Source organism: Pseudomonas sp. BN102 (assembly GCF_029871245.1).
Taxonomy (GTDB): Bacteria; Pseudomonadota; Gammaproteobacteria; order Pseudomonadales; family Pseudomonadaceae; genus Metapseudomonas.
Window position 1 is genome coordinate 100,932 of the sequence record NZ_SSON01000030.1, and the last position, 26,292, is coordinate 127,223.

23 protein-coding genes are annotated in these 26,292 nt (G+C 65.0%); 7 read left to right on the forward strand and 16 right to left on the reverse strand.

Annotated elements, in window-relative coordinates:
- The first annotated feature begins 66 nt into the window (after nt 1–66).
- The gene (locus tag E8F12_RS04830) at nt 67–642 is read left to right on the forward strand and encodes a DUF6436 domain-containing protein (RefSeq protein WP_280324152.1); all 576 of its coding nucleotides are present in this window, start codon (nt 67–69) and stop codon (nt 640–642) included.
- On the opposite strand, the gene E8F12_RS04835 is transcribed toward E8F12_RS04830, so the two are convergent.
- A complete protein-coding gene (locus E8F12_RS04835; protein ID WP_280324153.1) occupies nt 639–1,679 on the reverse strand; it encodes an AraC family transcriptional regulator in 1,041 nt (346 codons plus the stop codon). The genes E8F12_RS04830 and E8F12_RS04835 overlap by 4 nt on opposite strands.
- A 110-nt stretch (nt 1,680–1,789) precedes the next feature.
- Here E8F12_RS04835 and E8F12_RS04840 point away from each other — a divergent pair, with 110 nt between their 5' ends.
- On the forward strand, nt 1,790–4,171 hold the full coding sequence (locus tag E8F12_RS04840) for a penicillin acylase family protein (RefSeq protein WP_280324154.1): 2,382 nt from the start codon (nt 1,790–1,792) through the stop codon (nt 4,169–4,171).
- A 282-nt stretch (nt 4,172–4,453) separates the two neighbouring features.
- Here the strand turns inward: E8F12_RS04840 and E8F12_RS04845 are convergent, their stop codons facing one another.
- The 8 genes from E8F12_RS04845 to E8F12_RS04880 form a co-directional block, all read right to left on the reverse strand.
- Nucleotides 4,454–5,338 (reverse strand): ABC transporter permease subunit, encoded by an 885-nt coding sequence (locus E8F12_RS04845; protein WP_280324155.1) that lies wholly within the window; start codon nt 5,336–5,338, stop codon nt 4,454–4,456.
- On the reverse strand, nt 5,335–6,216 hold the full coding sequence (locus tag E8F12_RS04850) for an ABC transporter permease subunit (RefSeq protein WP_280324175.1): 882 nt from the start codon (nt 6,214–6,216) through the stop codon (nt 5,335–5,337). The genes E8F12_RS04845 and E8F12_RS04850 overlap by 4 nt, the downstream gene beginning before the upstream one ends.
- A 23-nt stretch (nt 6,217–6,239) precedes the next feature.
- Nucleotides 6,240–7,382, reverse strand: coding sequence for a polyamine ABC transporter ATP-binding protein (gene potA / locus E8F12_RS04855; protein WP_280324156.1), 1,143 nt, complete (start codon nt 7,380–7,382; stop codon nt 6,240–6,242).
- A gap of 140 nt (nt 7,383–7,522) precedes the next feature.
- Nucleotides 7,523–8,596 (reverse strand): polyamine ABC transporter substrate-binding protein, encoded by a 1,074-nt coding sequence (locus tag E8F12_RS04860; RefSeq protein WP_280324176.1) that lies wholly within the window; start codon nt 8,594–8,596, stop codon nt 7,523–7,525.
- A 158-nt stretch (nt 8,597–8,754) separates the two neighbouring features.
- Nucleotides 8,755–9,855 carry a polyamine ABC transporter substrate-binding protein gene (locus E8F12_RS04865; RefSeq protein WP_280324157.1) on the reverse strand — a complete coding sequence of 367 codons (1,101 nt, stop codon included), beginning with the start codon at nt 9,853–9,855 and terminating at the stop codon, nt 8,755–8,757.
- Between the two features lie 158 nt (nt 9,856–10,013).
- Nucleotides 10,014–11,381 (reverse strand): aspartate aminotransferase family protein, encoded by a 1,368-nt coding sequence (locus E8F12_RS04870; protein ID WP_280324158.1) that lies wholly within the window; start codon nt 11,379–11,381, stop codon nt 10,014–10,016.
- Between the two features lie 63 nt (nt 11,382–11,444).
- Nucleotides 11,445–12,803, reverse strand: coding sequence for a glutamine synthetase family protein (locus E8F12_RS04875; protein WP_280324159.1), 1,359 nt, complete (start codon nt 12,801–12,803; stop codon nt 11,445–11,447).
- 143 nt (nt 12,804–12,946) lie between these two features.
- Nucleotides 12,947–13,699 carry a gamma-glutamyl-gamma-aminobutyrate hydrolase family protein gene (locus tag E8F12_RS04880; RefSeq protein ID WP_280324160.1) on the reverse strand — a complete coding sequence of 251 codons (753 nt, stop codon included), beginning with the start codon at nt 13,697–13,699 and terminating at the stop codon, nt 12,947–12,949.
- Nucleotides 13,700–13,977: 278 nt separating this feature from the next.
- On the opposite strand from E8F12_RS04880, the gene E8F12_RS04885 reads away from it, so the two are divergent.
- The 5 genes from E8F12_RS04885 (at nt 13,978) to aguA (ending at nt 19,675) form a co-directional block, all read left to right on the forward strand.
- Nucleotides 13,978–15,357: a glutamine synthetase family protein gene (locus E8F12_RS04885; RefSeq protein ID WP_280324161.1), complete on the forward strand. Its 1,380-nt coding sequence runs from the start codon at nt 13,978–13,980 to the stop codon at nt 15,355–15,357.
- A 148-nt stretch (nt 15,358–15,505) separates the two neighbouring features.
- Nucleotides 15,506–16,564 (forward strand): polyamine ABC transporter substrate-binding protein, encoded by a 1,059-nt coding sequence (locus E8F12_RS04890; protein WP_280324162.1) that lies wholly within the window; start codon nt 15,506–15,508, stop codon nt 16,562–16,564.
- Between the two features lie 197 nt (nt 16,565–16,761).
- Nucleotides 16,762–17,406, forward strand: coding sequence for a TetR/AcrR family transcriptional regulator (locus E8F12_RS04895; protein WP_280324163.1), 645 nt, complete (start codon nt 16,762–16,764; stop codon nt 17,404–17,406).
- A gap of 197 nt (nt 17,407–17,603) precedes the next feature.
- The gene (gene aguB, locus E8F12_RS04900) at nt 17,604–18,482 is read left to right on the forward strand and encodes an N-carbamoylputrescine amidase (RefSeq protein WP_280324164.1); all 879 of its coding nucleotides are present in this window, start codon (nt 17,604–17,606) and stop codon (nt 18,480–18,482) included.
- A gap of 86 nt (nt 18,483–18,568) precedes the next feature.
- A complete protein-coding gene (aguA, locus tag E8F12_RS04905; protein ID WP_280324165.1) occupies nt 18,569–19,675 on the forward strand; it encodes an agmatine deiminase in 1,107 nt (368 codons plus the stop codon).
- A 189-nt stretch (nt 19,676–19,864) separates the two neighbouring features.
- Here aguA and E8F12_RS04910 read toward each other — a convergent pair whose 3' ends face one another.
- From E8F12_RS04910 to E8F12_RS04940, 7 genes are all read right to left on the reverse strand, one after another.
- On the reverse strand, nt 19,865–20,080 hold the full coding sequence (locus E8F12_RS04910) for a TOBE domain-containing protein (RefSeq protein WP_016490167.1): 216 nt from the start codon (nt 20,078–20,080) through the stop codon (nt 19,865–19,867).
- 37 nt (nt 20,081–20,117) lie between these two features.
- A complete protein-coding gene (ssuB, locus tag E8F12_RS04915; protein ID WP_280324166.1) occupies nt 20,118–20,927 on the reverse strand; it encodes an aliphatic sulfonates ABC transporter ATP-binding protein in 810 nt (269 codons plus the stop codon).
- Complete coding sequence (gene ssuC / locus E8F12_RS04920; protein WP_280324167.1) at nt 20,924–21,709, reverse strand: aliphatic sulfonate ABC transporter permease SsuC; 786 nt, start codon at nt 21,707–21,709, stop codon at nt 20,924–20,926. Before ssuC ends, ssuB begins: the two co-directional genes overlap by 4 nt.
- A gap of 10 nt (nt 21,710–21,719) precedes the next feature.
- Complete coding sequence (ssuD, locus tag E8F12_RS04925; protein ID WP_280324168.1) at nt 21,720–22,883, reverse strand: FMNH2-dependent alkanesulfonate monooxygenase; 1,164 nt, start codon at nt 22,881–22,883, stop codon at nt 21,720–21,722.
- A 58-nt stretch (nt 22,884–22,941) separates the two neighbouring features.
- On the reverse strand, nt 22,942–23,904 hold the full coding sequence (locus tag E8F12_RS04930) for a sulfonate ABC transporter substrate-binding protein (protein ID WP_280324169.1): 963 nt from the start codon (nt 23,902–23,904) through the stop codon (nt 22,942–22,944).
- Between the two features lie 100 nt (nt 23,905–24,004).
- Nucleotides 24,005–24,643 carry a peroxiredoxin gene (locus E8F12_RS04935; RefSeq protein WP_280324170.1) on the reverse strand — a complete coding sequence of 213 codons (639 nt, stop codon included), beginning with the start codon at nt 24,641–24,643 and terminating at the stop codon, nt 24,005–24,007.
- A 386-nt stretch (nt 24,644–25,029) separates the two neighbouring features.
- Nucleotides 25,030–26,292 (reverse strand): OprD family porin (locus E8F12_RS04940; protein WP_280324171.1); only part of this gene is annotated, 1,263 nt, incomplete at its 5' end.

Here is a 26,292-nt window from a genome sequence, read left to right on the forward strand (position 1 = left end):
GCTGCCGATATTCAGCTGCCCGGCGCAACGTGGCAAGCTACGCGCCTTCGCAAAGGCCCCCTTTTCATGCGCGCACCCCGACTCAAGACCCTGTTGACCAGCCTCTTCCTCCTGGCCTGCGTCAGCGCCATCCTGCTGGCCTTGCGCTGGTACGAAACGCGCTACGTCCGTCCCTTCAACGACCAGGCCACGGTCTTCTCCGGCGAGCACCTGCGCCTGCCGGCGAGCCTCGCCGGACAGGGGCCGATACGCCTGGTGCACTTCTGGGACCCGGCCTGCCCCTGCAACGCCGGCAACCAGCAGCACCTGGCCGAGTTGATCCAGCGCTTCGCGCCCCAGGGCGTGGCCTTCTACGCGGTACAGAAGCCCGGCAGCAAGGGCCGGCTGCCGCCCGGCCTGGAAGCCTTGCAGCCGCTGCTCGAGCTGCCTGGCGCCGAGCAGCTGCCGGCGGTCCCCGCCGTCGGCATCTGGGATAGCGACGGCCGCCTGGCCTATTTCGGCCCCTACAGCGAAGGGGCGGTGTGCAATTCGGCCAACAGCTTCATCGAACCCATACTCGAAGCCCTGATCGACAAGCGCCCGGTGAGTGCCAGCAGCACCCTGGCGGCCGGGTGTTTCTGCGCCTGGCGCGAGCCCTCCTAGCCCGTGCTCAGGCGCGCCCGGTAAGCCTCCGGCGGCGCGCCGTACCAGCGCCGGAAGGCGCGGTAGAAGGGCGACAGCTCGGCGAAACCGCAGGCCTTGGCCACCTCCCGCACCGCCCGGCCCTCGCGCAGCAGCTCCAGGGCGCGCGCCTGTTGCAGCGCTTCACGCACCCGCCGCAGGTTGCTGCCCTGCTCGGCCAGGGCGCGCTGCAGCGCGCCGGCGCTGAGGCCCAGCTCGGCACCGCAGGCGGCCAGCGAGCAGTCCGCCTGGCCCAGGCGCACGCCCAGCAGGTAGCGCAGACGGTTGAGCAGGTCGTTGCCCTCCAGCGCGACCAACTGCTCCTCAGCGTGTCGCCAGAGTAGCTGGTGCAGCTCGGGATTGGCCGTACGCGAGGGGCGTTTCAGCAAGGCCGCGGGGAACAGCAGCACATCGTGCTCGCAGCCAAACTCGGGCAGCAGGCCGAACAGCCGCTTGTGTTCGACCACCCGCGCCGGCCGGGCATGGCGGAATTGCACCCCGTCCAGGCGGAACTCGCCATCGGTGATCGACCCCAGCAGCTTGATCAGCAGCAGCGCCAAGCATTCCATCTGCTGGCGCAGGGAAGCGAAGCCCAGGTAGTTGAGGTCGATCACCAGCCGCGCCTGCCCGGTGTTCTCCTGCAGCTGGGCGACGAAACCACCGGAAAGGATGTGCTGGAAACGCAGGAAACTCGCCAGCGCTTCGCCCAGGTCGCGGCTGGCCAGCAGCAGGTAACCCACCACGTCGAGCAGGCGCGGCCTCATCACCTCGCCCAGGTGCAGGCCGATATCGGGGTCGCCGGTCAGGCCCTCGGCAGCCATCCAGAACTGTGGCGCATCATCGTGGCGCAGGCGGCCGTCCACTGGCGGCGGGCGCAGGCGGCGGTGTTGATTGACGCCGCGGTAGATCTCCGCCGGGTCCAGGCCGAGGTCCGCCAGGGCCTCGTAGAGCAGGCGGCGCAGGGTGGCGGAATGGGTCAGCGGCGCACTGGGTGCGGAGTCGGGATGGACATCGGACATGGCGGGCTCCACGGAATTGACCGAAGACTTCCAGCTCGCACGTCGCAGGTCAATGCCTGGGCGGCCCGCTCTTGAGCAGAATGCGCCGACTACAACAAGGAGAGCCGTGCATGAAACGCACCCTGACCGCCCTGGCCGTCATCATCGCCGCTACCGCCGCGGGCGCCACCTGGTACAGCGAAAGCAGCAAGCCGCAACGCAGCGGCAAACTGGCCCTGGAGCACCTCTCGGCGCGCGTCACGGTGCGCTATGACGAGCGCGGCGTACCGCATATCCAGGCCGCCAACGAGACGGACATGTACCGCGCCCTCGGCTTCGTCCACGCCCAGGACCGTCTGTTCCAGATGGAGATGCTGCGCCGCCTGGCCCGCGGCGAACTCGCCGAAATTCTCGGCGCCCGCCTGGTCGATACCGACCGCCTGTTCCGCACCCTGGGCATCCGCGCCCACGCCGACGAATACGCACGCAAGCTGGACCGGGACAGCCCGGCAGCCAAGGCCCTCCTGGCCTACCTGGATGGCGTGAACCAGTTCCAGGACAGCCGGCCCGCGCCGGTGGAGTTCGACCTGCTGGGCATCGAGAAACGCCCCTTCACGGTCGAGGACACCCTCTCCGTGGTGGGCTACATGGCCTACAGCTTCGCCGCCGCCTTCCGTACCGAGCCGGTGCTGACCTACGTGCGCGACGAACTGGGCGCCGACTACCTGAAGGCCTTCGATCTCGACTGGCATCCTGAAGGCGTGGTCGGCCAACCGTTGGCCAGCACCGACTGGCAGGACCTCAACCGCCTGGCCCACCTCAGCCAGCAGGCCCTGGTCGAGGCCGGCCTGCCACAATTCGAAGGCAGCAATGCCTGGGCCGTCTCCGGCAGCCGCACCGCCAGCGGCAAACCGCTGCTGGCCGGCGACCCGCACATCCGCTTCGCCGTGCCCGCGGTCTGGTACGAGGCGCAGCTGAGCTATCCCGGGTTCAACCTCTACGGCCATCACCAGGCGCTCAACCCGGTCGCGTCGCTGGGGCACAACGAGCAGTTCGCCTGGAGCCTGACCATGTTCCAGAACGACGACCTCGACCTGGTCGCCGAGAAGACCAACCCGGACAATCCCGGCCAGGTCTGGTACCAGGGCAAGTGGGTGGACCTGGAAAGCCGCGAGGAGACCATCCAGGTCAAGGACGGCGAGCCGGTGAAGCTGACCCTGCGCCGTTCGCAGCACGGCCCGATCATCAATGACGCCCTCGGCGCCGCCGCCGGCAAGACGCCGATCGCCATGTGGTGGGCCTTCCTCGAAACCGAGAACCCCATCCTCGACGCCTTCTACCAGCTCAACCGCGCCGACAGCCTGGACAAGGCCCGCGCCGCCGCCGAGAAGATCCACGCGCCGGGGCTGAACGTCGTCTGGGCCAACGCCGGGGGCGACATAGGCTGGTGGGCCTCCGCCCGGCTGCCGCAGCGCCCCGACGGGGTGAACCCCTGGTTCATCCTCGACGGCAGCACGGGCGAGGCGGACAAGCCTGGCTACCTGCCATTCAGCGCCAACCCGCAGGAAGAGAACCCCGCGCGCGGCTACATCGTTTCCGCCAACTACCAGCCGCAGTCGCCCACGGGCGTGGCCATTCCCGGCTACTACAACCTGCCGGACCGCGGCCAGCGCCTGGACCAGAAGCTGGCCCAGCCCGGCGTCAAATGGGACCTGAACAACAGCCAGGCGCTGCAACTGGACCCCGGCACCGGCTACGCCCCGCGCCTGCTCGCCCCCATCCTCGACGAGCTGCGGGCAGCGGCCACCGGCAAGGACGAGCAACAGCTGGTCGGTCGGCTGGCGGACTGGAACGGCGACCACGAACTGGACTCCATCCCAGCGACCCTGTTCAACCAGCTGGCCTATGAGCTGACCCGTGCGGCGATGCAGGACGAACTGGGCGACGCCTTCTTCGACAGCCTGCTGCAGACCCGCGTGCTCGACGTCGCCCTGCCGCGCCTGACCGCGGACGAGCAGTCGCCCTGGTGGGACAAGCGCGGCACGACGCCCGTCGAAGGCCGCGCCGAGATCGTCAAGGCGGCGTGGCAGGCGAGCCTCGCCCACCTGCGCAAGACCCTGGGCGAGGACAGCGCGAAATGGAACTGGGGAGCGGCGCACACCCTGACCCACAACCACCCGCTGGGCCAGCAGCAGCCGCTGGACCGGTTGTTCAACGTCGGCCCATTCGCCGCACCGGGCGGCCACGAGACGCCGAACAACCTCTCCCACCGCGTCGGCCCGGCGCCCTGGCAGGTGGTTTACGGCCCCTCGACGCGCCGCCTGATCGACCTCGCCGATGGCGCCCACGGCCTGGGCATCAACCCGGTCGGCCAGAGTGGTGTGCCCTTCGACCGCCACTACGCCGACCAGTCCGAGGCCTATATCAAGGGCGAGTACCTGCCGATGCACTTCAACGAGGACGAGGTGAAGGCCAACAGCCGGGAAACCCTGGTGCTCAAGCCCGCTGACTGAGGCGAGCAATTGAACGGAAATGAGGCTGTCCCGTAGGGTGGATAGCGCTCTTCTATCCACCATCGCGGCTCGGCCGGGCAACGATTGGTGGACTGGTGGAGCGTGGTCCACCCTACATAACCGGCGAGGCGACCTGCGCAGGGTGGAAATCGCTTTTCATTTCCACCATTCGGCGTCCGGCTGTGCCGCGATTGGTGGACCAGTGAAGCGTGGTCCACCCTACGGAAAAGCACCAACGACAAAGGCCACCCGAAGGTGGCCTTTGTCGTTGGCAGCGCTGGATCAGGCGGCCTGGGTGGAGGTCGGCTTCCAGCTGGAGGCGGAGGCTTCCTCGGCCATGGTTTCCATCGCCTGCTGGATGGCCCGCTTGCGGCGCTCCTCGGCCTGGCGGGTGAAGAACCAGGCGAAGAAGGTGAACAGCGAGACAGTCAGCAGGATCAGGCTGGCCACAGCGTTGATCTCCGGCTTCACGCCCAGGCGCACGGCGGAGAAGACCTCCATCGGCAGGGTGGTGGACCCGGGGCCGGACACGAAGCTGGCCAGTACCAGGTCGTCCAGGGACAGGGCGAAGGACATCATGCCGCCCGCTGCCAGCGACGGTGCGATCATCGGGATGGTGATCAGCAGGAACACCTTCCACGGCCGCGCGCCCAGGTCCATGGCCGCCTCTTCGATGGACAGGTCCAGCTCGCGCAAGCGCGCCGACACCACGATGGCCACGTAGGCCGAGCAGAAGGTGGTGTGGGCGATCCAGATGGTGACGATGCCACGCTCCTGGGGCCAGCCGATCAGTTGGGCCATGGCCACGAAGAGCAGCAGCAGCGACAGACCGGTGATCACCTCGGGCATGACCAGCGGCGCGGTGACCATGCCGCCGAACACGGTACGGCCACGGAAGCGCGGGATGCGGGTCAGCACGAAGGCGGCCAGGGTGCCCAGGGCCACCGCGGCGATCGCGGTGTAGCAGGCGATCTCCAGGGAACGGCCCACCGAGTTCATCAGCTGGGTGTTGTCCAGGAGGCCCACGTACCACTTCACCGACCAGCCGCCCCAGACGGTCACCAGCTTGGAGGCGTTGAAGGAGTAGATGACCAGGATGAGCATCGGCAGGTAGATGAACAGCAGACCCACCCATAGCATCACGGAAGAGAAACTGAAGCGCTTCATACCTTGCCCTCCAGCTCTTTCGCCTGGTTACGGTTGAACAGGATGATCGGGACGAGCAGGATCACCAGCATCACCACCGCCAGGGCGGACGCCACCGGCCAGTCGCGGTTGTTGAAGAACTCCTGCCAGAGCACCTTGCCGATCATCAGGGTCTCCGGGCCGCCGAGCAGTTCCGGGATCACGAACTCGCCCACCACCGGGATGAACACCAGCATGGAGCCGGCGATGATGCCGTTCTTCGAGAGCGGCACGGTGATCTTCCAGAAGTTGTTGAAGTTGCTCGAACCGAGGTCCGATGCAGCCTCCAGCAGGCTCAGGTCATGCTTCACGAGGTTGGCGTAGAGCGGCAGGATCATGAACGGCAGGTACGAATAGACGACGCCGATGTACACCGCCAGGTTGGTGTTGAGGATCTGCAGCGGTTCGTCGATCAGCCCCATGCCCATCAGGAAACTGTTGAGCAGGCCGTTGTTGCTGAGGATGCCCATCCAGGCGTAGACGCGGATCAGGATCGCGGTCCAGGTCGGCATCATGATCAGCAGCAGTAGCACGGTCTGGGCTTCCTTGCTGGCGCGGGCGATGGCATAGGCCATCGGGTAGCCGATCAGCAGGCATATCAGGGTGCTGAAGAAGGCGATCTTCAGCGAGCCGAAATAGGCCGCCAGGTACAGTTCGTCCTCGTTGAGCAGCAGGTAGTTGCCCAGGTTGAGGATGAGTTGCAGCTGGTTGTCCGCCCAGGTGTAGATATCCGTGTAGGGCGGGATCGCCACATCGGCTTCGGCGAAGCTGATCTTCAGCACGATGGCGAAGGGCAGCAGGAAGAACAGGAACAGCCAGAAGAACGGGACCCCGATCACGAGGTGCCGGCCGGTCGGTATCAGGTTTTTCAGGTTGGGGATTCTCATGACCGCAGCACCACTCCGCTGTCGTCTTCCCACCAGACGAAGACTTCGTCATCCCAGGTCGGACGGGCGCCACGGCGCTCGGCATTGGCGACGAAGGACTGGACGACGGTGCCGTTCGGCAGCTTGACGTAGAACACCGAGTGACCGCCCAGGTAGGCGATGTCGTGGACCTTGCCGCGCGACCAGTTGTATTCGCAGGTGGGTTGCTCGCTGGTCACCAGCAACTTCTCGGGACGCAGGGCATAGGTGATGCGCTTGTCCTGCACCGAGGTGGTCACACCGTGGCCGACGTAGATCGGACGCTCGAGCTGCGGGCAGGCGATCAGTGCGTGGGCCTCGGCGTCCTCCACCACTTCGCCGTCGAACAGGTTGACGTTGCCGATGAACTCGCACACCAGGCGACTGATGGGGGTCTCGTAGATATCCACCGGGCTGCCAATCTGCTCGATGCAGCCCAGGTGCATGATGGCGATGCGCTGGGCCATGGTCATGGCCTCTTCCTGGTCGTGGGTCACCATCACGCAGGTCACACCCACGCGCTCGATGATCTCCACCAGTTCCAGCTGCATCTGCGAGCGCAGCTTCTTGTCCAGGGCGCCCATGGGCTCGTCGAGCAGCAGCAGCTTCGGACGCTTGGCCAGGGAACGAGCCAGGGCGACGCGCTGGCGCTGGCCACCGGACAGCTGGTGCGGCTTGCGCTTGGCGAACTGGGTCATCTGCACCAGCTTGAGCATTTCGTTGACGCGCGCGTCGACTTCCGCGGCTGGCAGCCTGTCTTGTTTAAGTCCGAAGGCGATGTTCTGCGCAACAGTCATATGCGGGAAGAGCGCATAGGACTGGAACATCATGTTGATCGGGCGCTCGTAGGGGGGCATGTCGGTGATATCGACGCCATCGAGGAAGATGCGTCCCTCGGACGGCCGCTCGAAGCCCGCGAGCATCCGCAGCAAGGTTGATTTACCCGAACCGGAGCCGCCGAGCAGGGCGAAGATCTCACCCTTCTTGATGTCCAGGGACACGCTGTCCACGGCCACCGTCTCGTCGAACTTCTTGGTCACCCGGTCGATTTTCACCAGCACCTCTTTGGGTTGCTGGTTGCCCTCGAGGGCTTTCTTGTAGGCACCGGAGGCTATTGCCATTACCACAACTCCCAGAATTTGCTACCCGACCACCGCGGACGGGCGCGTTAATACAGCATGGGCGCGAGCTGGGCATCCTGCCTGCTTCCGCCTGGTTGATCCGGCGGGCCCGCCACACGGCGGGCGCCACCGGCCTTGCGTCATTTGCCCGACTTGACCTTGGTCCAGCTGCGGGTCATCAGCCGCTGGACCTTCGGCGGCAGCTCCGCCGAAACGTAGAGCTTGTCCAGCACCGCTTGTGGCGGGTAGACGGACTCGTCGGTGCGTACTTCCTGATCCATGAACTCTCCAGCCTTGAGGTTGGGGTTCGCGTAGCCAACGTAGTCGCTGACCTTGGCGATCACCTTGGGCTCGAGCAGATAGTTGATGAAGGTATGGGCTTGCTTGGCGTTCGCCGCGTCGACCGGGATGGCCAGCATGTCGAACCAGAGGTTGCCGCCCTCTTTCGGAATCGCGTAGGCGATCTGGATACCCTTGCCGGCTTCCTCGGCGCGCGAGGCGGCCTGGAAGATGTCACCGGAGAAGCCGGCCGCGACGCAGATGTCGCCATTGGCCAGGTCGCCGATGTACTTGGAAGAGTGGAAATAGGTGACGTAGGGGCGTACCGCCAGCAGCTTCTCCTCGGCTTTCTTGTAGTCGTCGGGATTGGTGCTGTTGGGGTCCAGGCCCAGGTAGTTGAGCACGGCCGGGATCATCTCGTCGGCCGAGTCGAGGAAGGCCACGCCGCACTGGCTGAGCTTCTTGATGTTCTCGGGCTCGAAGATCATCGCCCAGGAGTCGATGCTGTCGACGCCCAGCACGGCCTTGACCTTCTCGACGTTGTAGCCGATGCCGTTGGTGCCCCACAGGTAGGGGACGGCGTACTGGTTGTCCGCGTCGTTGCGCTGGAGCTGCTTGAGCAGGTTGGGGTCCAGGTTCTGCCAGTTGGGCAGCTGGCTGCGGTCGAGTTTCTGGAACGCGCCCGCCTTGATCTGCTTGCCGAGGAAATGGTTGGACGGCACCACGACGTCATAGCCGGTGTGGCCCGCCAGCAACTTGCCTTCCAGGGTCTCGTTGGAGTCGAAGACGTCATACACCGGCTTGATGCCGGTTTCCTTCTGGAAATCCGCCAGGGTGGTCTCGCCGATGTAGTCCGACCAGTTGTAGATATGCACCGTCTGATCCGCCTGAGCCTGGTTGGCCAGGGTCAAGGTGGCGGCGACAGTGATCATCATCTTGCGGATGGGGAAGTGCACAGATTCGTCCTCTTGATGTGTCCGGCCCTGCCGGAAGGAGCCCGGGTCTATCCCGCAACCCGGGCCACTGAACTCGCGGTTCGCTGCAGCGCGGTCCGGGCACCGGCGGGGCTCCCCGCCGGGCACGGTAGCCGTACTTACTTGCCCGACTTGATGGTGGTCCAGGTACGAGTCATGGCGCGCTGCACCTTGGCCGGCAGGTCCGGGAAGGCATAGAGCTTGGCCATGGTCTCCGAGGTCGGGTAAATGCCCGGGTCCTTGCGGATCGCCTCGTCGACCAGTTCGGTAGCGGCGGCGTTGCCGTTCGGGAACTGCACCTCGTTGGTGATCTCGGCCATGATTTCCGGCTTCATCAGGAAGTTCATGAAGGCGTAGGCAGCCTCTGGGTTGGCCGCATCGGCCGGCATCGCGACCATGTCGAAGAAGGTACCCGCGCCTTCTTTCGGAATGTTGTACGCAACATTCACGCCGGCCTTTGCCTCTTCGGCGCGGGACTTGGCCTGGTACACGTCACCCGAGTAGCCGACCGCCACGCAGATGTTGCCGTTGGCCAGGTCGCCGATGTACTTCGAGGAGTGGAAGTAGGTGATGTGCGGACGGATCTTCAGGAACAGCGCCTCGGCTTCCTTCAGCTCCTTGGGATCCTGGCTGACCGGGCTGTAGCCCAGGTAGTGCAGGGCGATCGGCAGAATCTCGGTCGGTGAGTCGAGGAAGGACACGCCGCAGGACTTCAGCTTCTCGATGTTTTCCGGCTTGAACAGCAGGTCCCAGGAATCGACCGGAGCGTTGTCGCCCAGTGCGGCCTTGACCTTGTCCGGGTTGTAGCCGATGCCGATGGAGCCCCACATGTAGGGGAACGCGTACTGGTTGCCCGGATCGGAGACTTCGACGGTCTTCAGCAGGTTGGTGTCCAGGTTCTTCCAGTTCGGCAGCTTGGACTTGTCCAGCGGCTGATAGACCTTGGCCTTGATCTGCTTGGCCAGGAAGTTGTTGGACGGCACCACGATGTCGTAACCCGACTTGCCCGCCAGAAGCTTGGCTTCGAGGGTCTCGTTGGAGTCGAAGACGTCGTAGACAACCTTGATACCGGTTTCCTTGGTGAACTTCTCGACGGTGTCCGGAGCGATGTAGTCCGACCAGTTGTAGACGTGCAGCACCTTGTCGTCAGCCTGGGCCATGCCGGCCACGGCACTCGCCAGGGTCATGGCGAGCAGGGTCTTGCCGAAGGTTTTGATCATGCGGGTAGCTCCATTTTTGTTGAAGTGTCCGAGTGGCGTCGTACCGAATACGCCACCACTCGGTGAGCCTGGCCAACGCACCGGCGAAGTCTGGCAAGGTAGAGGGCTTGGTTACAACAGGCGGCATCTCGAAATGCCACCACCCAGCCCTCTTTTTCTCAGCCTTTTACTTCAGCCAGGGTGAGGTCGAGGCACTTGCGCGCCTTGGTCACCAGTTCGTCGACTTCGTCTTTGCTGATCACCAGCGGCGGCGAAATAATCATAGTGTCGCCAACCGCGCGCATGATCAGGCCGTTACGGAAGCAGTGCTCGCGGCACAGCATCCCCACGCCACCCTCGAAACGCTCACGGGTCTTCTTGTTCTTGACCAGTTCCAGGGCGGCGACCATGCCGACCCCACGCGCTTCGCCAACCAACGGGTGATCGGCCAGCTCCTGCCAGCGTTGCTGCAAATAAGGTGCCGTTTCGGCCTTCACTTTCTCGACGATCTTCTCTTCGCGCAGGATGCGGATGTTCTCCAGCGCCACCGCCGCCGCCACCGGGTGACCGGAGTAGGTGAAGCCGTGGTAGAACTCGCCGCCTTCGTTGAGCACGTCGACGATTTCGTCGCGCACGATCACGCCGCCCATGGGGATGTAGCCCGAGGTCAGGCCCTTGGCGATCGGCATCAGGTCCGGGGCGTTGCCGTAGTACTGGCTGCCGAACCACTCGCCGGTACGGCCGAAGCCGCAGATCACTTCATCGGCGATGAAGAGGATGTCGTATTTGGCGAGGATCTCGCGGATCTTCGGCCAGTAGGTTTCCGGCGGAACTATCACACCGCCCGCGCCCTGGATGGGTTCGGCGATGAAGGCGGCGACCTTGTCTTCGCCGACTTCGAGGATCTTCTTCTCCAGCTGCTCGGCGGCCCAGACGCCGAACTCGGCCGGCGCCATGTCGCCACCCTCGCCGAACCAGTAAGGCTGGGCGATGTGCTCGATGCCGGGAATCGGCAGGTCGCCCTGGCCGTGCAGGGCCTTCATGCCGCCCAGGCTGACACCGGCAACAGTGGAGCCGTGGTAGCCGTTCCAGCGGCCGATGATGACTTTCTTCTGCGGTTGCCCCTTGGTCGCCCAGTAGTGGCGGACCATGCGCAGCACGGTGTCGTTGGCTTCCGAGCCGGAGCCGGTGAAGAACACGTGGTTCATGCCTTCCGGCGCGATCTCGGCGATCGCCTTGGCCAGTTCCACCGCCGGCGGGTGCGCGGTCTGGAAGAACAGGTTGTAGAAGGGCAGCTCACGCATCTGCCGGGTCGCCGCCTGCACCAGCTCCTCGCGGCCGTAGCCGACGTTGACGCACCACAGGCCAGCCATGCCATCGAGGATCTTGTTGCCCTCGCTGTCCCATATGTACACGCCTTCGGCCTTGGTGATGATCCGCGCACCCTTGGCGTTCAGCGCCTTGTAGTCGGTGAACGGCGGCAGGTGGTGGTCACGACCGAGCGCTTGCCATTCAAGGGTCTTGGGGTTGGTCACTTGGCTATTCATATCCTTACCTCAATCAACACACATCTGGAGGGCCGGCCTGGACGGCCGGCCTTCCGTTTCAGATCAGACGGAGAGCAGCAGGAACTCGCGTTCCCAGGAGCTGATCACCCGTTTGAAGTTCTCATGCTCGGCACGCTTGACCGCCACATAGGCCGTCACGAACTTGCCGCCCAGGTATTTCTCGATATCGCGACAGCCTTCCATGCGCTCCAGCGCCGCTTCGATGGTGATCGGCAGGCGCAGGTTGCGGCGCTCGTAGCCACGTCCCTTGACCGGCGCGCTGGGCGCCACGGCTTCGGTCATGCCGATGTAGCCGCAGAGCAGGCTGGCGGCGATGGCCAGGTAGGGGTTGGCGTCGGCACCGGCCAGGCGGTTTTCCACGCGGCGATTCTCCGGCCCGGCATCCGGGACACGCAGGCCCACGGTGCGGTTCTCCTCGCCCCACTCCACGTTCACCGGCGCCGAGGTATCCGGCAGGAAGCGGCGGAACGAGTTCACGTTGGGCGCGAACAGCGGCAGCACTTCGGGGATGTACTTCTGCAGGCCGCCGATGTGATGCAGGAACAGCTCGCTCATGGAACCGTCATCGTTGGAGAAGATGTTCTTCCCGGTCTTGATGTCGATCACGCTTTGGTGCAGGTGCATCGCGCTGCCCGGCTCGTCGGTGATCGGCTTGGCCATGAAGGTCGCCGCCACGTTGTGCTTGAGCGCGGCCTCGCGCATGGTGCGCTTGAACACCAGGATCTGGTCGGCCAGCTCCAGGGCGTCACCGTGACGGAAGTTGATTTCCATCTGCGCCGGGCCTTCCTCGTGAATCAGGGTGTCGAGGTCCAGGTCCTGCGTTTCGCACCAGTCGTACATGTCCTCGAACAGCGGGTCGAACTCGTTCGCCGCGTCGATGGAGAAGGACTGGCGGCCGGTTTCCGGGCGGCCCGAGCGGCCCAGCGGGGCCTGCAGGGGGAAGTCCGGGTCGTCGCAGCGCTTGGTCAGGTAGAACTCCATCTCCGGCGCCACTATGGGTTTCCAGCCCTTGTCGGCGTAGAGCTTGAGCACCTTCTTCAGCAAGTTGCGCGGAGACAGCTCGATAGGGTTGCCCTGCTTGTCGAAGGTGTCGTGGATCACCATCGCAGTGGGCTCGATGGCCCAGGGCACCAGGTACACGGCGCTCTCGTCCGGACGGCAGAACATGTCGATGTCGGCCGGGTCGAGCAGCTCGTAATAGATGTCGTCTTCGACGTAGTCGCCGGTAACGGTCTGCAGCAGCACGCTCTCGGGGAGGCGCATGCCCTTCTCGTCCAGGAACTTGTTGGTCGGCGAAATCTTGCCCCGGGCAATGCCGGTGAGATCGCTGATCATGCATTCAACTTCGGTGATTTTGCGTTCTTTCAGCCAGCTTGTGAGCTGGTCGAGCTTGGTAGTCATAAAGACCTCAGGGTTGAGAGCTTCGCCAGGAGGCATCCACAGGTACGCGCCGAACACGCTGCACGAAGCAACTGTGCCGCCGTCAGTACAGTCCGAACTCCGCGACACGGCAACTTCGCCGCTTTCCCGTAGGGGTCTCCCGCTCAGCGTTGCCCCGCCTTCTTCCTGCAAGCCTCACCAAAGGCCTGGAAGATGGCGAGATAGTTCGGGTTGGTCCGCACTTGCCACTCGGGGTGCCATTGCACTCCGAGGGCAAAGCTCCTGGCGCCTTCGACCGAAAAGGCCTCGACCAACCCATCTGGCGCCAGAGCCTCTACATGCAGGCCCGGCGCCAGACGTTCAACGCCCTGGCCATGAATGGAGTTGACTAGGATCTCGGACGGCAAGCCGATGCCGTCGAGAATGCCACCCGGCTGCACCCGCAGCAGGTGACGGGGAGCGTACTGCACCTCGAGGGGCTGATCGCCCGGCTCGCGGTGGTCTATGAATCCTTCTACTTCATGTACGCGCTGATGCAGGGTGCCGCCGAAGGCCACGTTCATTTCCTGGAATCCGCGGCAGATGCCCAGGACCGGGATACCCGCAGCCACGGCCGCGCGGACCAGCGGCAGGGTAGTGCGGTCGCGTTCAGGATCGTGCTTGGTGCCGGGCGCGGAAGCGGGCCCTTGATAATGATGGGGCTCCACATTGGACGGGGAGCCGGTAAAGAGGAGACCGTCCAGACTGGACAGGAGGGTCGTCTGGTCCATCAGTTCAGCCAGGGCCGGAATCACCAGCGGCACACCGCCGGCTCCAACCGCTACCGCACGAAGATACTTGTCACCCGCTATATGATAGGACTGAGGCCCGATCTCTCTGGTGCAAGCGGTTACGCCGATCAACGGCAGGCGAGACATGAGACACCCGTTTATTTTGTCTGTTATGGGTTTCGACCGAGCTTAGCGTTGTTCATTTTATTACACAATAGGGCTGTAAAAAATTGAACACGCCCCACTGAGCACCGCAGCCGATATGGTTTAGAGAGGGATTCAAAGGCCCCGAAACGCCCCAAAACTGGCCATCGAGCCCATTTTTAGGGCATAATAGGCGTCACTTGACAGCTAGGGGTGTTTCAGATTGACTCACACCTTAGCTAGAACGTGATTGATATTTTTAACAATAAAGGTGTTGCATCATGTCGGTACCCCCGCGTGCCGTTCAGCTTCAAGAAGCGAACGAGTTCCTTAAGGAGCATCCTGAGGTCCAGTTCGTCGACCTACTGATTGCAGATATGAATGGAGTCGTACGAGGCAAGCGAATAGAGCGTGCCAGCCTCCACAAAGTCTACGAAAAAGGCATCAACCTCCCCGCCTCCCTCTTCGCCCTCGACATCAATGGTGCCACCGTCGAAAGCACCGGCCTCGGCCTGGACATCGGCGACGCGGACCGTATCTGCTACCCCATCCCCGGTACCCTCAGCGACGAGCCCTGGCAGAAACGCCCCACCGCTCAGCTGCTGATGACCATGCACGAGATCGAAGGCGAGCCGTTCTTCGCCGACCCGCGCGAGGTCCTGCGCCAGGTGGTGGAGAAGTTCGACGCCCTCGGCCTGACCATCTGCGCAGCCTTCGAGCTGGAGTTCTACCTGATCGACCAGGAGAACATCAACGGCCGTCCGCAGCCGCCACGTTCCCCTATCTCCGGCAAACGCCCGCAGTCGACCCAGGTCTACCTGATCGACGACCTGGACGAGTATGCCGACTGCCTGCAGGACATCCTCGAAGGCGCCAAGGTCCAGGGCATCCCGGCCGACGCCATCGTCAAGGAAAGCGCCCCGGCGCAGTTCGAGGTCAACCTGCATCACGTCGAGGACGCTATCGAGGCCTGCGACTACGCAGTCCTGCTCAAGCGCCTGATCAAGAACATCGCCTACGACCATGAGATGGACACCACCTTCATGGCCAAGCCCTACCCGGGCCAGGCGGGCAACGGTCTGCACGTGCACATTTCGCTCATCGACAAGAAGACCGGCAAGAACATCTTCGCTTCCGATGATCCCGAGCAGAACGCCGCCCTGCGCCACGCGGTCGGCGGTGTGCTCGAGACCATGCCTGCTTCCATGGCGTTCCTCTGCCCGAACGTGAACTCCTATCGCCGCTTCGGCGCGCAGTTCTATGTGCCGAACGCACCGAGCTGGGGCCTGGACAACCGTACCGTCGCCCTGCGCGTGCCTACCGGCAGCGCGGACGCCGTGCGCCTCGAACACCGCGTAGCCGGTGCCGACGCCAACCCCTACCTGATGATGTCGGCCATCCTGGCCGGTGTTCACCACGGCCTGACCAACAAGATCGAACCGGGTGTGCCGATCGAAGGCAACTCCTACGAGCAGTTGGAACAGAGCCTGCCGAACAACCTGCGCGATGCCCTGCGCGAGCTGGACGACAACGAAGTGCTGAACAAGTACATCAGCCCGGATTACATCGACATCTTCGTCGCCTGTAAGGAAAGCGAGCTGGAGGAGTTCGAGCATTCGATCTCCGACCTCGAGTACAACTGGTACCTGCATACCGTGTAAGCGAGTCCACGACGCCGGCCCCAGGGCCGGCGTTGTCATATCTGCACCTTGGTAATACCCGGCACGGCGGCCCATTCTGGCCCTCCGTGCCTCGCTGTACCCGAATAACAACAACCAGAACCTGCATGCTCATTCCAGGGAGGACGTCATGCCCCGCTTGCTCGCCCCGCTGTTGCTCGCATTGCTGCCCGCGCTGACCCAGGCCGAAGACCTGATCCGCGTGTACAACTGGAACGACTACATCGCCCCGCAGGTGCTCGAGGACTTCCAGAAGGAGACCGGCATCCGCGTCGAGTACCACACCTTCAGCAGCGCGGAGGAGCTCGACAAGGCGCTCGCCGGCGGCGAACCGATCGATGTCGCGGTGCCCTCCCACAACGAACTGCGCCGACTGATCAAGGACGGTCGCCTGCAACCCCTGGACTTCACCCGCCTGCCCAATCGCCAGCACCTGGACAAGCAGCTGCTGAGCAAGCTGGCCGCGATGGACCCGAACAACCAGCATGCGGTGCCCTACCTCTGGGGCGCCGTCGGCCTGGCGGTGAACATCCCACAGGCGGAGAAGGCCTTCGGCGGCCCGCTGCCCCACAGCTGGAGCCTGCTGTTCGACCCCGAGCAGAGCGCCCGCCTCGCCCAGTGCGGCATCAGCCTGCTGGACGCCCCCGACGAAACCCTCGCCGTGCTGCTCAACTACCAGGGCCGCAACCTCGCCCGCAGCGCGCCGAGCCGGCTCAAGCGCAGCGCCGAAGCCCTGCACGCCCTGCGCCCGCACCTGCGCTACATCGACGGCGAGCGCTACATCGCCGACCTCAATGCCGGCACGCTCTGCGTCGCCATGGCCTGGGTCGGCGACGCCCTGAATGCCGCCGCGGCCGGCCAGCCGGTGACCTTCATGGTGCCGGACGAAGGCTCGGTGCTGTTCATCGACAACCTGGTGATCCCCAGCAGCGCCAAGCGCGCCGATCTGGCCCACAGGTTCATCGACTACATGCTGCAGCCCCAGGTGGCGGCGAAGATCACCAGCGAGACGCTCTACCCGAACGGCAACGCCGACGCCCGCCAGTTCCTGGACGAAGCCCTGCGCAACCAGCCGGGCCTCTACCCGGACAAGGACACCAAGCGCCGCCTGTTCCCGGTCGAGCCCGTGCCGGAAAAGCTCAGCGCCACCCGGGACCAAGTGTGGGCGGCGTTCCGCGAGGGGCGGTAGGCCCTTACCCCGTAGGGTGCGCTGCGCGCACCGGAACTCCTGCGCAAGCGCCCTGGTGCGCATGGCGCACCCTACGACCAGAACCTGTGGGCGAATTCATTCGCGAAAGCCGGCCGCATACCTGCCCTGCATTCCGCTCTCTTGCTCCGACCCCACCGCCTGGCGTCCAATAGCGGCTCTTCGGAAAGGAGCCTCCCATGCCGCGTCCCGCCACCGCCCGCAAGCCGCGCGCCAGCAGCCAGCTGCGTATCGCCGGGATCCTCGATGCCGCCCGCGCCCTGCTGGCCGAACAGGGCGTGGCCAACCTGTCCATTTACAGCGTCGCCGAGCGCGCGGAGATGCCGCCCTCCTCCGTCTACCACTTCTTCTCCAGCGTGCCGGCGATCCTCGAAGCCCTGACCGCCGACGTTCACTCGGCTTTCCGCGCCTGCCTGCAGCAGCCCATCGCCCACGACAGCCTGCGCCACTGGAACGACCTCTCGCGGCTGGTGGAGGAGCGCATGCTGTCGATCTACGCCGCCGACAACGCAGCGCGCCAGCTGATCCTCGCCCAGCACGGCCTCACCGAGGTCACCCAGGCCGACCGCCAGCACGACATCGAACTGGGCCGGCTGATGCACGTCCTCTTCGAGCGCCACTTCGAGCTGCCGGTACTGCCCGACGATATCGACGTCTTCGCCCTGGCCATGGAACTGGGCGACCGCGTCTACGCCCGCTCGGTGCAGCTGCACGGCGAAATCACCCCGCGCCTGGCCGAGGAAGGCATGCGCGTGTTCGATGCCTACCTCGGTCTCTACCTGCCGCCCTTCCTGCCAAAGCGGACCACTGCCCTGGCGATCTGAGGCGATAGAATCCCGATATTTATCTGCAAATAAATCAGAATTCACTTTCCGATAGAAAAATCACGCTTCAAATGCCGATTTTTATCGGATATAAAGTCGCCATCCGCACGGCGGCCCGCTTCCCGCCAGCACGGAAATATCCCGATTACCGATAGATATCCGGCAATCGGCCCGAATTCGTCTGACGAGGTGTCTCCATGTCCCGCATCGTTACCGTCGCCGCCACCCAAATGGCCTGCTCCTGGAATCGCGCCGCGAATATCGCCAACGCCGAGAAACTGGTCCGCGAGGCCGCCGCCAAGGGCGCCCAGATCATCCTGATCCAGGAACTCTTCGAGACCCCCTACTTCTGCCAGAAGCCGAACCCGGACTACCTGCAGCTGGCGACCCCGACCGAAACCAACGAAGCTATCGCACACTTCCAGAACGTCGCCAAGGAACTGCAGGTGGTGCTGCCCATCAGCTTCTTCGAGCAATCTGGCCGCGCGCGCTTCAACAGCATCGCCATCATCGATGCCGACGGCAGCAACCTGGGCGTGTACCGCAAGAGCCACATTCCGGACGGTCCCGGCTACCACGAGAAGTACTACTTCAACCCGGGCGACACCGGCTTCAAGGTCTGGAACACGCGCTACGCGAAGATCGGCGTGGGCATCTGCTGGGACCAGTGGTTCCCGGAAGCCGCCCGCAGCATGGCCCTGCTGGGTGCCGAGATCCTCTTCTACCCGACCGCCATCGGCAGCGAACCGCACGACCCGAACATCACCTCCCGTGACCACTGGCAGCGCGTGCAGCAAGGCCATGCCGGCGCCAACCTGATGCCGCTGGTGGCCTCCAACCGCATCGGCAAGGAAGAGCAGGACGGCTACGACATCACCTTCTACGGCTCCTCCTTCATCGCCAACCAGTTCGGCGAGAAGGTCGAGGAACTGAACGAGACCGAGGAAGGCGTCCTGGTGCACAGCTTCGACCTGGACAAACTGGAACACGTGCGCAGCGCCTGGGGTGTGTTCCGCGATCGCCGCCCGAACCTATACTCTCCGATCAAGACCCTGGACGGCTCTCTCGAGTCCTGATGCCTGATAACAGGGGCCAGCCTGGTGGCGATGCACTGTTCGCCAGCGGGTTGGCCCCTGCCCCTTTTCAGATCGATGGTGGATCAATGAACACTCTCAATACCCTTCCGCGCGACGACGGCTTCCGCATGCCGGCCGAGTGGGAAACGCATACCCAGACCTGGATGGTCTGGCCCGAGCGCCCGGACAACTGGCGCCTGGGCGGCAAGCCCGCGCAGGCCGCCTTCACCGCCGTGGCCAAGGCCATCGCCCACTTCGAGCCGGTGACCGTCTGCGTCTCCGCCGGCCAGTACGAGAACGCCCGCGCGCGCCTCGACGAGCCGAACATCCGCGTGGTGGAAATCAGCACCGACGACGCCTGGGTCCGTGATACCGGCCCGACCTTCGTGGTCAACGACCAGGGCGAAGTGCGCGGCGTGGACTGGACCTTCAATGCCTGGGGCGGCTTCGACGGCGGCCTCTACTTCCCCTGGAACCGCGATGACCAGGTGGCGCGCAAGATCCTCGAGATCGAGCACAGCAAGCGCTACCGCACCGACGGCTTCGTGCTGGAAGGCGGCTCCATCCACGTCGATGGCGAAGGCACCCTGATCACCACCGAAGAGTGCCTGCTGAACCGCAACCGCAACCCGCACCTCAATCGCGAGCAAATCGAGGCGGCGCTGCGCGAGCAGTTGGCGGTGGAGACGGTGATCTGGCTGCCGGACGGGCTCTACAACGACGAGACCGACGGCCATGTGGACAACTTTTGCTGCTACGTGCGCCCGGGCGAAGTGCTGCTGGCCTGGACCGACGACCCGCAGGACCCGAACTACCCGCGCTGCCAGGCGGCCATGAAGGTGCTGGAAAGCGCCCGTGACGCCAAGGGCCGCCAGCTGGTCGTGCACAAGATGCCGATCCCCGGCCCGATCTACGCCACCGAGGAAGAATGCGCGGGCGTGGACCTGGTGGAAGGCACCCAGGAACGCGATCCCTCGATCCGCCTGGCCGGCTCCTACGTCAACTTCCTGATCGTCAACGGCGGCATCGTCGCGCCGAAGTTCGACGACGCGAAGGACGCGGCGGCCGAAGCCATCCTCAAGCGGATCTTCCCGCAGCATGAGGTGGTGATGGTGCCCGGCCGCGAGATCCTCCTCGGCGGCGGCAACATCCACTGCATCACCCAGCAGCAGCCGGCGCCGCAGAAGCGCTGAGCCTGAGCTGAAAAAACGAACCCCCGCAGATGCGGGGGTTTGTTCTATCACGGGAGCATCTTGCTCTTGTGGGGGCGAATTCATTCGCTGAGGACTGCGTAGCGGTCCTGATCTTGCTGGGCAGTCCTGCGGACTGCTTAGCGAATGAATTCGCCCCCCAAGGGAAAGCGGCCATGCCCCACGCAAGCCTCACAGTTTCGCGATCGACACCTCCGTGGACTTCACGAAGGCGATCACTTCGGACCCCACACCCAGCTCCAGCTCGCGCACGGAGCGGGTGGTGATGACCGAGGTGACGACGCCGGCGGCGGTTTGCACGTCGATCTCGGAGAGCACCGGGCCCTCGATGATTTCCTTGATGGTGCCCTTGAACTGATTGCGGACGTTGATGGCTTTGATGGTCATGGCGGTTATTCCTTTGCTCGGGGTATGGAGGTTCGGGTCAAAGCGCCCAACGCAATTGCGTGGGCAGAGGGGAAACGGGTTCGGGTTCCGGCGGTGCGGCCGGGAGCGACAGCACCCGGTCCAGCACTTCCGCTTCCAGTGCGGCCAGGCGCGCCGAGCCACGGGCGCGGGGACGATGCAGCTCGACCGCGAGGTCGAGGCCGATGGCGCCGTCCTCGATCAGGATCACCCGATCGGCGACGGCCACCGCCTCGCTCACGTCGTGGGTCACCAGCAGCACGGTGAAGCCATGCTGTTGCCAGAGGCGTTCGATCAGTTGCTGCATCTCGATGCGAGTCAGTGCATCCAGGGCGCCCAGGGGCTCGTCCAGCAGCAGCAGGCGCGGCTGGTGGATCAGCGCACGGGCCAGGGCCACGCGCTGCTTCTGCCCCCCGGACAGCGCCGCCGGCCACTCCTTGGCGCGGTCGGCCAGACCCACTGCTTCCAAGGCTTCCAGGGCACGCGGGCGCCAGTCGCCGGAGAGGCCGAGACCCACGTTGTCGATCACCCGCTTCCAGGGCAGCAGACGCGCGTCCTGGAACATCAGGCGGGTGTCCTCGCGGGCGTCCTCCAGCGGCGCAGAACCGGCCAGCAGTTCGCCACGGGATGGCTGGTCCAGCCCCGCCAGCAGGCGCAACAAGGTGCTCTTGCCGCAACCGCTGCGGCCGACCACGGCGACGAACTGGCCGGCGGGGATCAAGAGGTCGATACCCTTGAGCACCTCGCGTTCGCCGAAGGATTTGCCGATGCCGCGCAGCACCAGCGGGGTGCCGCGCTTCAGGCGCTGCGGCGTCTGCAGGACGGTCATGCGGCACCTCCCTTGGCCTGGTAGGCCGGGTGCCAGCGCAGCCAGACACGCTCCAGGCCACGGGCGGCGACGTCGGCCAGCTTGCCGAGCACGGCGTAGAGCAGGATCGCCAGTACCACCACATCGGTCTGCAGGAATTCGCGGGCGTTCATCGCCAGGTAGCCGATGCCGGAGCTGGCGGAAATGGTCTCGGCGACGATCAGGGTCAACCACATGAAGCCGAGGGCGAAGCGCACGCCGACCAGGATCGAGGGCAGCGCGCCGGGCAGGATCACCTGGCGGAACAGGGCGAAGCCCGACAGCCCATAGCTGCGCGCCATCTCCACCAGTGCCGGGTCGACGTTGCGGATGCCGTGGTAGGTGTTGAGGTAGATGGGGAACAGGGTGCCGAGGGCGACCAGGAAAATCTTCGCCGACTCGTCGATGCCGAACCACAGGATCACCAGCGGGATCAGCGCCAGGTGCGGCACGTTGCGGACCATCTGCACCGAGCTGTCGAGCAGACGCTCGCCCCACTTCGACAGGCCGGTGATGAAGCCCAGCAACAGGCCCAAACCGCCGCCGATGGCGAAGCCGATACCGGCGCGCCAGCCGCTGATGGCCAGGTGGGTCCAGATCTCGCCGCTGGCGAGCAGGCCCCAGCCCGCCGCCAGCACGGCGCTGGGCGCCGGCAGGATGCGGGTGGACAGCAGGCCGGTCGCTACCGCGCCCTGCCAGACCGCCAGCAGCGCCACGGGCAGTGCCCAGGGCGCCAGGCGCAGGAATATCGAATCAAGCTTCATTCCTGCGTCCTCAGCTTTGCGATGCGACTTTATGCAGCTTGCGTTCGGGCAGTGCCTCGTTGGCCACCATTTCGCCGAAGGGGCTGACGAAGGCCAGGCCGTCGTTGTTCTGCGGCCGCGCCACGTCCAGGTGTGGGAATAGCAGTTCGGCGACGCGGTAGGACTCTTCCAGGTGCGGGTAGCCGGAGAAGATGAAGGTGTCGATACCCAGATCGGCGTACTCCTTCACGCGCGCGGCCACGGTCGGACCGTCGCCCACCAGCGCGGTACCGGCGCCGCCGCGTACTAGGCCGACACCAGCCCAGAGGTTGGGGCTGACTTCGAGCTGGTCGCGCCGGCCGTTGTGCAGGGCGGCCATGCGCTGCTGGCCCACCGAGTCGAAGCGGGCGAAGGCGGCCTGGGCCTTGGCGATGGTCGCGTCGTCGAGGTTCTCGATCAGGCGGTCGGCGGCGGCCCAGGCGGCCTCGTTGGTCTCCCGCACTATCACGTGCAGGCGGATGCCGAAGCGCACCGTGCGCCCCCGTTTCGCCGCCTTGGCGCGTACCTGTTCGATCTTCTCCTTCACCGCAGCGGGCGGCTCGCCCCAGGTCAGATAGAGTTCCACCTGCTCGGCGGCGAGGTCCTGGGCGGCCTCCGACGAGCCGCCGAAGTACAGCGGCGGACGCGGCTGCTGCAGCGGCGGGTAGAACAGCTTCGCGCCCTTCACCTGGATGTGCTTGCCGTCGTAATCGACGGTTTCGCCTTCCAGCACGCGACGCCAGATACGGGTGAACTCCACCGAGGCTTCGTAACGCTCTGCATGGTTCAGGTGCAGGCCATCGGCGGCCAGCTCGTCCGGATCGCCGCCGGTCACCAGGTTGAACAAGGCGCGGCCACCGGACAGTCGATCCAGGGTCGCCGCCTGGCGCGCAGCCACGGTCGGCGAAATGATCCCCGGGCGCAGGGCGACCAGGAACTTCAGACGCTGGGTCACCGGAATCAGCGACGCGGCCACCAGCCAGGAGTCCTCGCAGGAACGCCCGGTAGGGATCAGCACGCCGCCGAAGCCGAGGCGGTCGGCGGCCTGGGCGATCTGTTGCAGGTAGCCGTGGTCGACGGCGCGAGCGCCCGCGGATGTGCCGAGGTAGTGGCCGTCGCCGTGGGTCGGCAGGAACCAGAAAATATTCAAGCTCATGGAGTGGCCTCCTTGGGAATTCAATTCCCCTCCGCCATCCGGCAGAGGGGCGGATTGCTTACTGCTGCGCCACCTTGGCCGGCGGGGCCCAGATCATGTCGGCGATGCTGAGCTTCTTCGGGATCAGCTTCAGGCCGGTGAAGGTGTCGGCGATCTTCTGCTGCGCGGCGACCACTTCGGGGGAGAGCGGCTGGGCGCCGTAGCCCTGGCGCTTCACCGCAATGGACGTGATGTCCTTGGGCAAGCCCAGCAGCGGCGCCACCTGTTCGGTGACCTTGTCCGGATCGGCCTTGGAGTCTTCGCCCACGGTGCGTACTTCCTCGATCAGGGTGCTGATCACCTGCGGGTGTTTCTGGGCATAGGTCCGGGTCGCCAGGTAGAACTGGTGGTTATCCACCAGGCCTTCGCCATTGCGCAGGGTGCGGGCTTCCAGTTGCTTCTCGGCGGCGGCCTGGAAGGGGTCCCAGATCACCCAGGCGTCCACGCTGCCACGCTCGAAGGCGGCGCGGGCATCCGCCGGGGGCAGGTACACGGGCTGGATGTCGCTGTACTTCAGGCCGGCCTCTTCCAGGGCGCGCACCAGCAGGTAGTGCACATTGGAGCCCTTGTTCAGGGCGACCTTCTTGCCGGCCAGTTCCTTGACCGACTGGATGGGCGAGCCCTTGGGCACCAGGATCGCTTCGCTCTGTGGTGCCGGCGGCTCGTAGGCCACGTAGAGCAGGTCAGCGCCGGCGGCCTGGGCGAATACCGGCGGCGTTTCGCCGGTCACGCCGAAGTCGATGGAGCCGACGTTCAGGCCTTCGAGCAGCTGCGGGCCGCCGGGGAACTCGGTCCATTTCACGTCGATGCCCTGTTCCGCCAGGCGCTTCTCCAGGGAGCCCTTGGCCTTGAGCAGCACCAGGGTGCCGTATTTCTGGTAGCCGATTCGCAGGGTCTCGGCCTGTGCCTGGGTGATGGCGCCGAAAGCCAGGGCAGCCGCGAACAGGGCAGCCAGGCTCCGACGCAAAGTGATGGTGCGCATGGCGCTCTCCTTCTGACTTTGCTGTTGGTGTCGTTGCCTGCTGGCCCGTTGGCGGGTGAGTAAGGCGGGGTCTTTCCGTGCGCGGGATGCGCGGTGTGAATCAGCGGTTGGGTTGCGGGGTCAGGCGCAGGTAGGGCCGGACCGCCTTGTAGCCGCGCGGGAAGCGCTGGCGGATTTCATCCTCATCCTTGAGCGAGGGCACGATCACCACGTCATCGCCGTCCTGCCAGTTGGCCGGGGTGGCGACCTTGTGGTTGTCGGTCAGCTGCAGGGAGTCGATTACCCGCAGGATCTCGTTGAAGTTGCGCCCAGTGCTGGCCGGGTAGGTGATGATCAGGCGCACCTTCTTGTTCGGGTCGATGATGAACAGCGAACGCACGGTGAGGGTGTCATTGGCGTTCGGGTGGATCAGGTCATACAGGTCGGACACCTGGCGATCGGCGTCGGCGATGATCGGGAAATTCACCAGAGTGCCCTGGGTGTCGTTGATGTCATCGATCCAGCGATGGTGGGAGTCCACCGGGTCCACGGACAGGGCGATCACCTTGACCCCGCGGGCGGCGAACTGATCCTTCAGCTTGGCGGTGAAACCCAGCTCGGTGGTGCACACTGGCGTGAAATCGGCCGGGTGCGAGAAGAGCACGCCCCAGCTGTTACCGAGCCATTCGTGGAAGCGGATACGGCCTTCGCTGGAGTCCTGTTCGAAGTCGGGGGCGATGTCGCCGAGGCGGATACTCATGGTGCTGCTCCTTTGTCCTGGTGTCATTCCGTGGGGCTCACTATGCGCAGCGACGCTGAAAATTAAAAAGAATAAATAATGATTTATTTATTACTTTATGATCTATTGAATTGCAACCGTGAAAAAGCCGGGAAGGCCTCTGGAATGAGGTTCCCGGCATATTCCTGCAATCACGAAAACCGTGTAGCGGCCGTAGGTTGGGTCGGGCGGCGTTCCGCGAGCGCAACGAAGCCCAACGAGTTCAGGCACCGACCAGGTCCTGGCTGCCCTCACCCCCGCCCTCTCCCGCAAGCGGGAGAGGGCGCCGTCCGTACAGGTGGTTGGCCCCGGCGCTTTTCCTGTGGGGGCGAATTCATTCGCCAAGCCGGCCGCAGGCCTGCCTCTGCTTACAGCAGGGTCAGGGTGTAGCTCAGGATCAGCCGGTTCTCGTCCTGGTCGCGCGCCACGTCGCTGCGCAAGGCGGCGTTGCGCCAGGAGACGCCCAGGCCCTTCAGCGGGCCGCCCTGCAGCACGTAGTCGAGGCGCAAATCGCGCTCCCACTCGCCCTGGTCATCGCCCTGGGTCTCGATGTTCGTCCCCTTGAGGTAGGTCGCCTGGGCCTTCAGCCCCGGCACGCCGAGCTTGGCGAAGTCGAAGCCGTACTCGGCCACCCAGGTGCGCTCGCCGGCGCTGAGGAACTTGCCGATCTGGCGGTCGGTGATCAGGTAGGCGGTGGCGCCGTCGCCCTGGTTGAGGAAGGGGAAGGCGCTGTCGCCGGAGAGCTGCTGGTAGCCCAGGCTCGCCGCGTGGCCGGCCAGGCTGTAGGTGAACAGGGCGCTCCAGGTGCGGTTGTCGACTTCACCGCGGTGCGGGTCGTTGGCCGCCCAGTTGCCGCTGCTGACGAAGCCTTCGCGACGCCCGGCGGCGCTGGCGTTCTGGCCATCCGAATCGCTGTAGAAGTAGCGCAGGTCGGACTTCAACGCGCCCACCGGCAGCGCCCAGGTGTGGGTCAGGCCGAAGAAGTGCTGCTGGTAGAAGTCTTCCAGGTTGCCGTAGTAGTACTGCGCGAGCAGGGCGTCGCTGACCTTGTAGTCGCCGCCGGCGAAGTAGAAGGTGTTGACGAACTGGCCGCTGCGGGCGTTGTTCGCACCGGCGATGGACAGGCCGCGGGCGTCGCTGGAGTTGCGTCCCTTGGCGTGTTCCAGCTGGCCGCCGACCAGGGTCAGCCCGGCGATCTCGTTGGAGGTGACCTGCCCGCCCTCGAAGGTCTGCGGCAGCAGGCGGCCGTCGTTGTAGGTCACCACCGGCAGCTTCGGCAGCAGGGTGCCGAGGCGCGCTTCGGTCTTGGAGAAGCGCAGCTTGCCGGTCACCCCGAGGCTGCCGAAGTCGTCCTTGGCGCGGCCGTCGTTGTCGGTGGGGAACACGGTGCCGCCGTAGTTGGCACTGGTCGGGTTGAAGTGGCGGCCCTTGCCGGAATCCAGCTTGACGCCGAGCAGGCCGAGGGCGTCGACGCCAACGCCGACCGTGCCCGCGGTGAAGCCGGAGGCGTAGTTGAACAGGAAGCCCTGGCCCCACTCCTCCTGCTTGGAGGGCGCGGCGGTGCCTTCGCGGTTGTCCGAGTTGATGTAGAAGTTGCGCAGGGTCAGGCTGGCCTTGCTGTCTTCGAGGAA